Below are 12,863 nucleotides of genomic sequence, written 5' to 3'. Positions count from 1 at the left end.
GAGTTAACCTGTTTCATAAATAAGCAAGAAATAAGTCAACCGTTATTATTATTAAGTTTAAACCGAGTCAACCTTTTATATATATAAGACTGAAAGTAGTCAACTAAAAACGTTAACATACAAGGAAACTCCAGTTTCCTAGGGAAGAAACGCGCGTTTCCTGCCGAGGAAATTATAGTTTCCTGCCCAGGGAACTACAGTTTCCTAAACACAAAACTACGAGGAAACTGTAATCGATTATACATCAACACACTAATACTTTTCAGCACTTGCTTTTTAAAACAGATTTCAAGGTCTGTTTCATCATTCACCGAACATGGATTATTTATCTCAGGCAGGTAAGGAAGAAAAGGTAAAGTACCTTGCGAAGAATAGCCAATGCTGCCGTCAGATGGTTTTCTACAGTCCGTTTACTGATATTCAGACGAGTTGCGATTTCATCGTTAGACAAACCTTGCTCACGGCTCATCTGGTAAATCAGTTTCCGCTGAGGAGACATTTGTTCGACAGTGCGGCTGATAATGCTTTGCAGTTCACGTGCAAACAATGCTTCCTCTTCCGATTGGGAGATGGAGGCTTCCAGTAAAAACTCATTGGTATACTTTTCTGAAACGGCAAGACGGTCGAAATAATCATAAACGGTAAAGCGCGCCATCTGAAAGAGATAGGAGGAAAAAGAACGAACGTCTTTCAGTTTTTCCCGGTCTTTCCATATGGAAAGAAACAAATCCTGGGATATATCACGACTTACTTCCTTGTCGTGCGTCAGGCCGACAAGGAAGTATACCAACCTAGGTTGGTAGTCGAAAAAAAGCTGTTCAAAAGCTTTTATGTTTCCTCTTGCGATCTCCCTCAAGATATGTTGCTCCTCTGGTAATTCCATAACTAGTGCGAAGTAACAAAAAATATCAGAAATAAAATTATTTACTTTAATAAATTCATAGAAAACACGGGAACATAAACTACCTTTGTCTTATCTCGTAAGCATGAATAAAAAACAGGAGTAATTATTATGGAAGTTGCAAAAAGAATCCCTTACGGCATTTCCAATTTTGTGGAAGTGGTGGAGCAGAACCAGTATTATGTGGATAAGACGATGTATTTACCTATGCTGGAGGAGCAACCCAGTAATTTGTTTTTCATCCGGCCCCGGCGTTTTGGCAAGAGCATCTTTCTGAGTATGCTCCGGGCCTATTATGATATTGCTCAAAAAGAGAAGTTTCAAAAACGTTTCGGCAATTTGTGGATAGGAGAACATCCCACCCCTTTACAAGGAACATTTCAAGTACTTTATCTGGATTTCTCTCGTGCCAGTGGCGGCAGTGGTTCGCTATCAGAGAACTTTGATCGGTATTGCAGTATGGTGATGGATATGTTCGGCATGTCTTACGAGCCTTATTATTATCCGGGGTTTGCCAAAGAAATGAAAGCATTGCCCGATTTTGTCAGCAAACTGAACTATTTGAATCTTCATGCACCCGAAACCGGGGCACATCTTTATCTTATCATCGACGAATATGATAACTTCACCAATATAATACTCAACGAGCAAGGTAATGACGTTTACCACGCTCTCACACATGCCAGCGGGTTTTATCGCGAGATTTTCAAGAAATTTAAAGGAATGTTCGAACGTATCTTCATGACCGGCGTCAGTCCCGTTACATTGGACGATCTTACCAGCGGATTTAATATCGGCTGGAATATCAGCACCGAACATCAATTCAATATGATGTTGGGATTCAGCGAAGTAGACGTACGCGCTATGCTCCTGTATTATAAGGATGCAGGACAACTGTCGGATGATGCAGATATAGAGGCAATGATTACGGAGATGAAACCGTGGTATGACAATTATTGTTTTGCAAAAGAAAGCCTGAAAAGTGACCCGAAGATGTTCAATTGCGACATGGTACTCTACTATCTCCGCAATTACATAACCCTGAAAAAATCTCCCGAACAGATGATAGACCCCAATACCCGTACGGATTATAACAAAATGAAGAAACTCATCCAGCTGGATCGTCTGGACGGTGACCGCAAAGGGGTACTGCGTAAAATCACCGATGAGGGACAAATCGTTACTAATCTGGCAATCACTTTTCCTGCAACAGAGATTGCCAATCCGGAAATCTTCCCCAGCCTGCTTTTTTATTATGGTATGCTGACTATTACCGATACCCGCGGAAATTATGTAGTATTAAGTATTCCTAATAATAATGTACGGAAACAATACTATGAATTTTTATTAGAAGAATATCAAGACAAACGGTATATTAATTTAAATAACTTAGGCTTGATGTTTTATGATATGGCTTACGACGGCCATTGGCGCGAATCTCTGGAATTTATAGCCCATGCTTACAAAGAAAACTCGTCGGTTCGCAGTGCTATTGAAGGCGAACGCAATATCCAGGGATTCTTCACGGCTTATCTCAGTGTAAATGCCTACTATCTGACAGCCCCGGAGGTGGAGTTGAACCATGGTTATTGCGACCTGTTCCTGATGCCCGATTTGTTGCGCTATGAAGTGAAACACAGCTATATACTTGAATTGAAATATCTTTCAGCAAAAGATTCCGGGGAAAAAGCTAAAGTTCAGTGGGAAGAAGCTGTTGAACAGATAAAACAATATGCCACTGCACCAAAGGTACGTCAGTTGATACAGGACACTCAATTACATTGTATCATAATGCAGTTCCGTGGTTGTGAGTTGGAACGCATGGAGGAAGTCTTATAATCCGATCGTGTTCTTTTGTCATTCTGCTTCACCTATCAATTTTTCTGTTTATCTTTGACCCCGATCAATAGACTAAAACAAAGATTACTGACTGAACTAAGATAAAAATGAAGCAATACAACTTTGACGAAGTAATTGAACGCCGCGGTACCAATTGCGTGAAATATGATGCAATAAAAGAGCGGTACGGCAATGAGAATCTTATTCCTCTCTGGGTTGCCGATATGGATTTCCGGACTCCGGACTTTATTGTCAATGCAATAAAGAAACGCTGCGAACACGAAATATTCGGTTATACTTTCGGATCAGACTCGTATTATAATAGTATTATCGAATGGGTACATTATAAACAGAACTGGAAGATCAAACAGGAATGGCTCAGCTATATTCCGGGAATTGTCAAAGGCATCGGCTTTGTCATCCAGTGCTTTACCAAACCGGGCGATAAAGTAATCATCCAGCCCCCCGTATACCATCCGTTCCGGATTGTTCCGGAAAGCATGAAACGGGAAGTGGTCAACAACCCGCTCAAACTGGTAAACGGCGCCTATGAGATGGATTTCGAACAGCTGGAATCCGTAATAGACGAGCAGTGCAAAGTGTTGATCCTTTGCAATCCCCACAACCCGGGCGGCATCGTATGGAAAAAAGATACACTGGTCAAGCTGGCGGATATCTGTGCAAAACACAATATACTGGTAGTTTCAGACGAGATACATGCGGAAATGGCTTATCCGCAATTTACTCATCATCCGTTTGCCACCGTTTCGGAAGCTGCCGCTAATTGCAGTATTACTTTCATGGCTCCGAGCAAGACATTCAATATCGCAGGCATCGTAACCTCCTACTCCATTGTTCCCAATGAAAAGATACGGAAAGAATTTTATGAATTCCTGGAAGCCGGCGAGTTGGGCGACGGGACGATCTTTGCTTATACGGCAACCGAAGCAGCCTATACATATGGTGCCGAATGGTTACAGCAAATGCGGATGTATGTAATGGAAAATGTCCGTTTCGTAGATGAATTCTTCAAGACAAAACTTCCGAAGATCAAAGTCTATCCTCCACAGGCATCCTTCCTGGTCTGGCTGGATTGCCGCGACCTCAAACTAAGCCAGGAAGAACTGGTTCATTTATTCCAGGATAAAGCCGGTCTGCTGTTGAACGACGGAACAATGTTCGGACCCGGCGGAGAAGGATATATGCGCCTCAACGTGGGTTGTCCGCGCTCCGTATTGGATACCGCCCTGAATGCTTTGAAGAAAGCGATCGACAAGAAATAAGTATTCAACAATATGTCGAAAGCCGGTTCTTTCCTGCAACCGCTTTCGACATATTTTTTATCATTTTACCCCTGCCACTTTCACAGGTTCTTCTTTTATATTCAGTTTATGTCCCAGATAATCATAGCGAATAATCATGTCTGATATTTCCCAGGCTTCTTTGGCCTGACGGATATTCTCATCGGGAACACCGGCCGTATCTCCGATAAGATTGAACTGGGGGTCGACATCAAAATCAGGTTTCTGCGGATTGAAGATACTTTCTCCCATTCCTTTCCACCAGTAATCATTCAGCCCCAACAGATCCAACAATGTCGGATAGACATCCACCTGTCCCATGACTTTGCCATAATACATATTAAACGGCGCATTCAGAATGATTAGCGGAACAAACGATTTATCAGATACAATATCCTTTCCTACCGAATCGTCGCACAGTTCTTTCCTGACTGTTCCCAATGCTTCATGGTCCCCCATGATCACGACTAATGTATTATCGAAGCGCTTGTCCGCTTTGATCTTTGCTATAAATTCACCTATTGCCCGGTCTGTATAATTGGCCATGGTCATATAGTTATTCAAGACCTCCGGGACTTCGGGCGAAAAAGAAACTCTTTTCAATGAATCCGGCAAAATAAAAGGATTATGCCCGGAATAGGTAATACATTGCACCAACGTATTTCCGGATTCATCCCAAACTTCATTCTTCCGGATTTTACTCAGGCACTGGCGTAAAAAGGCACGATCACCTACCTGGTTACGTGAACCGACCGGTTCTTCCTGTATAAAGCATTTTTTCGAAACCAGACTGTCATACCCTAGAACCGGAGCTATTATACATTGATTCCAGACCATCGGTTTGTCGATAGTCAGGCTATATGCTTTGGCATCCTTATGTTTTTCTTTAAACGCCTTTACGATAGAAGGATAATATGATTCCGGGAATTTGATGCTGTAAGGTCCGGAGTTAATAGGCAAAAGCCCGGAACTCATCAGCAACTGGGCATCGATCGAACGCCCTCCTTTCACCTGCGACAAAACATGAGGGGCATAGATCACCGACGTATCCTTTAATATTTTATTTAGACTCGGCGTAAGTTCCTGGCCTTCCACCGTCTTATCCAACACCCAGCTTTCCAATGATTCGGCCAGGATTATAATACAATTGTCCTTTGGATTAAATGGAGATAAAACGGATTTGCAATCCGTTTTCCTGGCTAGCCAGGAATCGATACGGGCCTTTATCTCCGGAGTATAGACTATCTGGTCGCAGGTATAATCATAATAAAGAGAACCGAAAATCGTATACATCGGGATATTACAAGTATGCAAATAGGCATCCTGCAACCTCTCATAAGCAACTTTAAAACCATTCTGGCTCCAAAGACGAACAGCAGGAATCAAAGCCACTAAAACAATCAGAACCAGATAACGGGCAAAAGCAAAACCGCCTTTACACCGTACAGCCTGTTCCATTTCATGTTTCCGATGAAAATTACACCACCACAAAACACCCACTGCCATTGTAGACAAAGGGAAAAACAGGTCGACCATCCGCCAGGAATCAAATACACTGCTGGTAAAATCAGACAAATTGTCTATCAGCAAATAGCTATCCAACGGTATGGCAGTAAAGTAAGTCCTGAAATACATCAGGTTCGAAATAAGCAACCCGTCCAGCAGAAAGAAAATCACCAAAGTAGTCTTGACAGCACGGAAGCAAACCAAGGGTAATAACAAAAATAAGGAGACTAATATAGTATCCAGATAAGTTTCAATCTTTGAAAATGGAGTAAATGTAGATAACATGCACCAAAGCAGATTGAACCACATAAACTTCAGAAACAAGATAATAAAAAATAAACCGATCAACTTCCTGCTTTCCGTTCCGCCCGGAAAGAAAAAGTCTTTTAACTTAGAAAACCGCATCCGCAAACACTACTTTATTAACCTACCGATAAACACTGTAACCATAGAATAAGTACAGAATCTCTCATTTTTATTTCAGCCGACAAAGATAACTATATTCTAGCTTAAAACATTACATATCTTTATTTTTAAAAGAATAACCTGATTAAGTCGGAAATTATACGTAAATTTGTCCTCGTTTTATTTATTACAAATACAATTAAAAATGAAAATTACAGCAAATAAGTTCGTTGCGGTTACATATGACCTGAACGTAGGAGAAGGTGAAGAGCGTGAGTTGATGGAAAAAGCAGTGGCTGAGGCTCCGTTGAAATTCATCTTCGGAACAGGCGCAATGCTCCCAGCTTTCGAAGATGCTTTGAAAGGTCTGGAAGTAGGCGACAAGTTCGACTTCTCTATCGCTCCGGCTGACGCATACGGAGAATATGTGGAAGATCACGTGCTTGATCTGCCAAAAAACATTTTCGAAGTTGAAGGTAAATTCGACTCTGAAGTCATCAAAGAAGGTAACACTGTTCCTATGATGGATTCAAACGGAAACCGTCTGAACGGTTCTGTTTTGGAAGTGAAAGATGACGTTGTCGTTATGGACTTCAACCATCCGTTAGCAGGTGAAACACTGCACTTCAGCGGTGAAGTTATCGACGTTCACGAACCGACAGCAGAAGAAATTGCAGCTTTATCAGCACCGGCAGGTGGATGTGGTTGCGGATGCGACGACTGTGGAAGCGATTGCGGTGACCACGATCACAAAGACGGTGGTTGCGGATGCGGTAGCTGTCACTAATAAATAAATGAATAATGCAGAATGGGGAATGAAGAATGAAACAGATTCTGCATTCCTCATTTTTCATTTTAAGCGATATAATTCTTAATTCTCCACTTGCATTTACTACATATGAATACATTCGGAAATATATATAGATTAACTTCATTCGGAGAGTCACACGGTCCGGGTATCGGAGGTGTTATCGACGGATGCCCGGCTGGCATCGAACTGGATACAGATTTCATCCAAAAAGAATTAAACCGCCGTAAACCGGGACAATCCAAAATTACGACTCCCCGCAAGGAAGACGACGAAGTTCAATTCCTTTCCGGTATTTACGAGGGAAAAACAACCGGCACGCCGATCGGTTTCATTATCTGGAACAAGAATCAGCATTCGTCCGATTACGACAATATGAAGACAGTCTACCGTCCTTCGCATGCCGATTATACTTACCAGACAAAATATGGTATCCGTGATCCCCGTGGCGGTGGCCGTTCATCTGCCCGTGAAACAATCGCACGATGTGTAGCCGGAGCAATAGCCAAACTGGCCTTACGCCAGAAAGGTATCCATATCCAGGCTTATACTTCACAGGTAGGTCCCATCAAACTGGAAGGTTCATATAAAGACTACGACTTGAACCTGACCGAAGAAAGTGCAGTAAGATGTCCCGACCCGGAAAAGGCGACAGAGATGGAACAGTTAATTGCCGAAGTGAAATCCAAAGGAGACACGATCGGCGGAGTTATTACTTGCGTAGTCAAAGGGACTCCCATCGGTTTAGGTGAACCTGTTTTCGGCAAACTACATGCAGCTTTAGGCCACGCCATGTTGACAATCAATGCCGTCAAAGGATTTGAATATGGTGACGGATTCGAAGCGGCCCTCTATCGTGGTTCCCAGCGTAACGACCGTTTCTTCAATGACAACGGACATATCAATACTCATACGAACAACTCGGGAGGTATCCAGGGAGGTATCTCCAACGGACAAGATATTTATTTCCGTGTCGCTTTCAAATCAGTGGCAACGATCCTGATGGAACAGGAAACCGTCAGCATGGATGGAGAAGACACGATCCTGAAAGCTCGCGGACGCCATGACCCCTGTGTGCTTCCACGTGCCGTCCCCATTGTCGAATCGATGGCAGCAATGACTTTGCTGGATTATTTGTTGATACAAAAGACAAGAGAGTAATAATGTGTCAATTATAGAATGTGCCAATATGCCAATTTAAGAATAGAGCCATCACTCTTTTAATTGGCACATTGGCATATTAACATATTGGCACATTATTCTATTCATGATGATAAGGTTCATTATTCAGGATAGTCATCGCGCGGTAAATCTGTTCAATAAAGATCAGACGGATCATCTGATGCGAAAAAGTCATCTTGCTCAATGAAATCTTTTCCGAAGCGGCTTTATATACCGCTTCACTGAATCCATACGGACCACCGACCACAAAGACCAGCCGTTTCGGTACCGTATGCATCTTCTTTTCTATATAAGCAGAAAATTGCATGGAAGTAAATTCTTTCCCTTTATCATCTAATAAAACCAGATAATCACCGGATTGCAATGTCTTTAAAATCAATTCCCCTTCCTTCTCTTTCTGCTGGACTTCCGATAAGTTTTTTACGTTCTTGATATCGGGGATAACCTCCATTTCAAAAGGGATATAATGAACCAGACGGTTCTTATATTCATTAATAGCCTCCACAAAATAACCGGCATCCGTCTTGCCTATTACAACCAGTGCAATCTTCATTCGTTGACATTTTAATATTGAAGGCGCTAATTTACAGGAAAAATACATACCTTTGCATCAGAATACTCATAAAAAGAGGAGATAGCTTATGAAACGATTATTACTTACATTGGCATTGGTATTCTCAATTTTGAGCGTAATGGCAGCCGATATTACTCCGATATCAAACGCCTTCAAAGGAGGAGATGCCTCTACACTGACAGGAGCAATGGACCAGGAAGTAGATATGGCCCTACCCGGCTCATCTAAAAAGTGCAGCGGAAGCGAAGCCGTTAAGATGCTGTCTACTTTTTTTGGCAGTAACAAACCTTCGGGATTCTCCGTGGTACATCATGCAGACAAAAAAGACGCCGGATTTTTTGTCGGTAAACTCCCGACCGCTTCAGGCGAATATCGTGTAAACATTACTTACCGTGCCGACGGCAACAAAGCGATTATACAATCAATCAGAATAGAATAACACATGGATCAGTTAATTGACGATTTAATTAAATTATCGTTTGCCGAAGACATCGGTGACGGCGATCATACAACGTTATGCTGCATTCCCGAAACAGCTATGGGAAAGAGTCAGCTTATTATCAAAGAGGATGGCGTACTGGCCGGTGTGGAAATGGCTAAACGCATCTTCCATGACTTCGACCCGGAACTAAAAATGACAATCTTCATCAACGATGGCGCAGAAGTAAAGAAAGGCGATATCGCTTTTACCGTTGAAGGAAAAGTGCAGTCGCTGTTACAGACAGAACGCCTGATGTTGAACGTTATGCAACGTATGAGCGGTATTGCAACAACAACCCGCAAATATGTAAAAGCACTGGAAGGAACTAAAACCCGCGTACTGGATACCCGTAAGACGACTCCGGGCATGCGTATGATGGAAAAGGATGCTGTAAAGATCGGCGGCGGTGTCAACCATCGTATCGGACTGTTCGATATGATCCTGCTGAAAGATAATCATGTAGACTTTGCCGGTGGCATCGAACAAGCTATTACCCATGCACAGAACTACCTGAAAGAAAAAGGCAAAAACCTGAAGATCGAAATCGAAGTACGCAACTTCGACGAATTACAACAAGCGATGAATGTTGGCGGCATCGACCGCATCATGCTGGATAATTTCAATATCGAAGATACAAAGAAAGCAGTCGAAATGATTGGCGGACGTTTCGAAACCGAATCATCCGGCGGTATCACATTCGACACACTGCGCGATTATGCAGAATGCGGCGTAGACTTTATCTCTGTCGGAGCACTGACACACTCGGTCAAAAGTCTCGATATGAGTTTGAAGGCTTGCTAAGAAATATTCAGAAGGCGGATGGTTGATTATCCGCCTTTCTTTTATATATTTGCCAAAGTATTAATATAAAACCGTAAGCTATGAAAAATGTAAAGACAATTCACAGGCAGATTACTATTTATAAAAGGAAAGGAGTAATTTATGGAATTTCTTTATTTATGCATAGGATGTATTGTCATATCAGTTGCATGCTTTATCTGGCTTTTAACACCAAAAGGCCAGAAGTGGTTGCATGAGAAATAATAACGTATATCAAATCCAAAATGAGGGTGTGTCAATTTGTAACAACTTTTGACACACCCTCATTTTTATCCAATACGGACCACCTCATTATCCCTCAGCTGATACCCTTCTCCACTCTCCGGGCAAATAGCAAAACCTTTTTCATCAAACTCCAGCCTGTGTCCATACTCGCTGACCCAGCCGATCTGCCGGGAAGGATTACCAACGACTAAAGCATAAGCAGGAATCTCTTTAGTTACAACCGCTCCCGCACCGATCAATGCATAGGCTCCGATATTATGCCCGCAAATAATCGTTGCATTGGCACCAATAGTAGCCCCTTTTCCTATATGAGTTTTCTTATACTGGTCTTTGCGGCAAACGGCACTGCGCGGATTTATCACATTCGTGAACACACAACTCGGTCCCAGAAAAACATCATCTTCACAAGTCACTCCGGTATAAACGGAAACATTATTCTGGACTTTGACGTTATTCCCTAAAACCACGCCCGGCGAAATAACGACATTCTGCCCGATATTACATTCTTCACCAATGATACAGCCGGCCATTATATGAGAAAAATGCCAGATAAAAGTATCATCGCCGATCGTACAACCGGAGTCGATCACTGCTGTTTCATGTGCCTGATAAACTGCCATAAAAAGTTATTTATAGATTAAAAAGATAGTCGGTTTCTTACTCAGATCAGGAACTTTTCCTGCCCAGTCTTTTACAGGACGGGTATGGATATATTCATCTTCACAAGTAATATCCGAAGCGATACATAATTTGGTTGACGGGCGACAAGTACGGATCAGTTCCTCAGCCAGTTTATTGTTACGGTAAGGTGTTTCGATAAAAAGCTGTGTCTGGTTTTCCGAATAGATACGGCCTTCCAGCTTTTTGATTGTATTTGTCCGTTCCGAAGCATCGATGGGCAGATAGCCATGAAAGGCAAAACTCTGCCCGTTGAAACCGGAAGCCATTACAGACATTAATATAGAAGACGGCCCAACCAAAGGAACCACCGGATAATTCTTCCGCTGCGCAATAGCAACGACATCCGCCCCCGGATCGGCAACAGCCGGACAACCGGCCTCAGATATCACACCTACATGCTCCCCTTTCGTCAACGGAACCAGATAACCGGCCACATCTTCCGGCGAAGTGTGCTTGTTCAGTTCATAAAAAGTCAGATCATCTATCACAATAGACGGTTCCGTCTTTTTCAGGAAACGGCGGGCAGTACGTATATTTTCAACGATGAAATATTTGATCTGAAGAATGATTTCACGATTATATTCCGGGAGAACACGCCGATGATCAGTGTCTCCCAATGTAACCGGTATAAGGAAAAGCGATGCTTGCATACTGTTAGTTTTCCGCAAAGTTAGTACTTTTGTGCCAAACAAACAGAATAAGATGGCACTTCCTATCGAATTTATCACACGTACCCGTGCCTTGCTGGGCGAAGAATATGACAAACTGGAAACCGCATTGCAGGCGGACGTTCCCGTCAGTATCCGTATCAACCGGAATAAAGGGACGAAGGCTCCCTCAACACCTCAGGTCGGCTGGAGCGAAACAGGTTATTATCTGCCCGAACGCCTGTCGTTCACCTTCGACCCGCTGTTTCATGCCGGAGCCTATTATGTGCAGGAAGCCTCCTCCATGTTTTTGGAGCAAGCCATCCGGAACTTTGTCTGCGAACCGGTGAAATGCCTGGACCTTTGTGCCGCACCGGGTGGTAAATCCACCCATCTGTTGAGCCTTTTACCCGAAGGCAGCTTGTTGGTCAGCAACGAAGTGATCCGTACCCGCAGTAATATCCTGGCTGAAAATATCACCAAATGGGGGAATCCGAACAGTATCGTCACGAACAACGATCCTGAAGATATCGGGCGCCTTACCCATCTGTTTGATGTTATCGTTACCGACGTCCCCTGTTCCGGCGAAGGAATGTTCCGCAAGGACACTGACAGTACCGGCGAATGGAGCGTAGCAAACGTTAACCTTTGTGCCGCCCGTCAACGCCGTATCATCCACGACATATGGAACGCACTGAAACCGGGCGGACTGCTCATTTACAGCACCTGTACTTACAATACGGAAGAGGATGAAGATAATATACATTATATAATAGAAGAACTGGGAGCCGAAGCCCTGTCCATTCCCATCAGGGAAGAATGGCAGATCACCGGACCGTTACGCCATGCACATCCGGTCTACCGTTTCTTCCCTCATAAAACAAAAGGGGAAGGATTCTTCCTGGCCGCCCTGCGTAAAGCATCCGGTGAAGTCGATGAAATAACCCGTCCTAAAAGTAAAAACAAGAAGGATAAAGGGAAAGCCGCTCCCGTCATCCCCCCTGTTGTAAATAAATGGATACAGGAGCCTGACAGCTTACGGATGGAAATATTCAATGACACGATACAAGCCATCCCGGCCATCCACTATGACACCTGGCAACTGCTGTCCACCCAGTTACGGATCGTATCTGCCGGAATCCGCATCGGAGAGATAAAAGGCAAAGATATTTTACCGGCCCATTCGCTGGCTTTAAGCACGGCACTGAACAAAGAGGCTTTCACCTGTGCCGAAGTAAGCTGGGACGATGCCATCAAATACCTGAAAAAAGAAGCATTGCTTCTCCCCACCGAAATAGAAAAAGGGTACGTACTGGTCTGCTACCAGGGATTTCCTTTAGGTTTTGTCAAACATCTCGGAAACCGTGCCAACAACCTTTATCCGCAGGAATGGCGTATCCGTACCGGATATATACCGGAACAGGTATTATTGCTAACAGACTACCAGCAGAAAAGGTAATGCCTTTGCCTCAC

The 12,863-nt window shown here is 43.3% G+C and carries 12 protein-coding genes; 7 read left to right on the top strand and 5 right to left on the bottom strand.

Translation table 11 applies throughout. From position 1 onward, the window contains the following. Nucleotides 1-325: 325 nt before the first annotated feature. Nucleotides 326-883 carry an RNA polymerase sigma-70 factor gene (locus tag NBH14_RS22880; RefSeq protein WP_186961326.1) on the bottom strand — a complete coding sequence of 186 codons (558 nt, stop codon included), beginning with the start codon at nt 881-883 and terminating at the stop codon, nt 326-328. A 129-nt stretch (nt 884-1,012) separates the two neighbouring features. On the opposite strand from NBH14_RS22880, the gene NBH14_RS22875 reads away from it, so the two are divergent. After that, nucleotides 1,013-2,740, top strand: coding sequence for a PD-(D/E)XK nuclease domain-containing ATP-binding protein (locus tag NBH14_RS22875; RefSeq protein WP_186961327.1), 1,728 nt, complete (start codon nt 1,013-1,015; stop codon nt 2,738-2,740). Between the two features lie 107 nt (nt 2,741-2,847). Then, a complete protein-coding gene (locus NBH14_RS22870) occupies nt 2,848-4,023 on the top strand; it encodes a MalY/PatB family protein (protein WP_186961328.1) in 1,176 nt (391 codons plus the stop codon). A gap of 60 nt (nt 4,024-4,083) precedes the next feature. Here the strand turns inward: NBH14_RS22870 and NBH14_RS22865 are convergent, their stop codons facing one another. Further along, the gene (locus NBH14_RS22865; protein WP_186961329.1) at nt 4,084-5,952 is read right to left on the bottom strand and encodes an LTA synthase family protein; all 1,869 of its coding nucleotides are present in this window, start codon (nt 5,950-5,952) and stop codon (nt 4,084-4,086) included. 205 nt (nt 5,953-6,157) lie between these two features. Between NBH14_RS22865 and NBH14_RS22860 the strand changes: the two genes are divergently transcribed. Beyond that, a complete protein-coding gene (locus tag NBH14_RS22860; protein ID WP_007654506.1) occupies nt 6,158-6,739 on the top strand; it encodes an FKBP-type peptidyl-prolyl cis-trans isomerase in 582 nt (193 codons plus the stop codon). 111 nt (nt 6,740-6,850) lie between these two features. Then, nucleotides 6,851-7,921: a chorismate synthase gene (gene aroC / locus NBH14_RS22855; RefSeq protein WP_186961330.1), complete on the top strand. Its 1,071-nt coding sequence runs from the start codon at nt 6,851-6,853 to the stop codon at nt 7,919-7,921. Nucleotides 7,922-8,021: 100 nt separating this feature from the next. Here aroC and rlmH read toward each other — a convergent pair whose 3' ends face one another. Beyond that, complete coding sequence (rlmH, locus tag NBH14_RS22850; protein WP_186961331.1) at nt 8,022-8,495, bottom strand: 23S rRNA (pseudouridine(1915)-N(3))-methyltransferase RlmH; 474 nt, start codon at nt 8,493-8,495, stop codon at nt 8,022-8,024. A gap of 88 nt (nt 8,496-8,583) precedes the next feature. Here rlmH and NBH14_RS22845 point away from each other — a divergent pair, with 88 nt between their 5' ends. Further along, nucleotides 8,584-8,955, top strand: a complete 372-nt coding sequence (locus tag NBH14_RS22845) for a DUF4783 domain-containing protein (RefSeq protein ID WP_007654516.1) — start codon at nt 8,584-8,586, stop codon at nt 8,953-8,955. Between the two features lie 3 nt (nt 8,956-8,958). Further along, nucleotides 8,959-9,798 (top strand): carboxylating nicotinate-nucleotide diphosphorylase, encoded by an 840-nt coding sequence (gene nadC / locus NBH14_RS22840; RefSeq protein ID WP_186961332.1) that lies wholly within the window; start codon nt 8,959-8,961, stop codon nt 9,796-9,798. A 308-nt stretch (nt 9,799-10,106) separates the two neighbouring features. Here the strand turns inward: nadC and NBH14_RS22835 are convergent, their stop codons facing one another. Both NBH14_RS22835 and NBH14_RS22830 read right to left on the bottom strand, forming a co-directional pair. Then, on the bottom strand, nt 10,107-10,682 hold the full coding sequence (locus tag NBH14_RS22835) for an acyltransferase (RefSeq protein ID WP_186961333.1): 576 nt from the start codon (nt 10,680-10,682) through the stop codon (nt 10,107-10,109). Between the two features lie 6 nt (nt 10,683-10,688). After that, complete coding sequence (locus tag NBH14_RS22830) at nt 10,689-11,393, bottom strand: SAM-dependent methyltransferase (RefSeq protein ID WP_186961334.1); 705 nt, start codon at nt 11,391-11,393, stop codon at nt 10,689-10,691. A 52-nt stretch (nt 11,394-11,445) separates the two neighbouring features. Between NBH14_RS22830 and NBH14_RS22825 the strand changes: the two genes are divergently transcribed. After that, the gene (locus tag NBH14_RS22825) at nt 11,446-12,849 is read left to right on the top strand and encodes a methyltransferase RsmF C-terminal domain-like protein (RefSeq protein ID WP_186961335.1); all 1,404 of its coding nucleotides are present in this window, start codon (nt 11,446-11,448) and stop codon (nt 12,847-12,849) included. Nucleotides 12,850-12,863 lie beyond the last annotated feature (14 nt).

This window comes from Parabacteroides caecihominis (assembly GCF_023656785.1).
GTDB classification, from domain to species: domain Bacteria; phylum Bacteroidota; class Bacteroidia; order Bacteroidales; family Tannerellaceae; genus Parabacteroides; species Parabacteroides segnis.
This window is presented reverse-complemented; position numbering and strand designations above follow the sequence as displayed.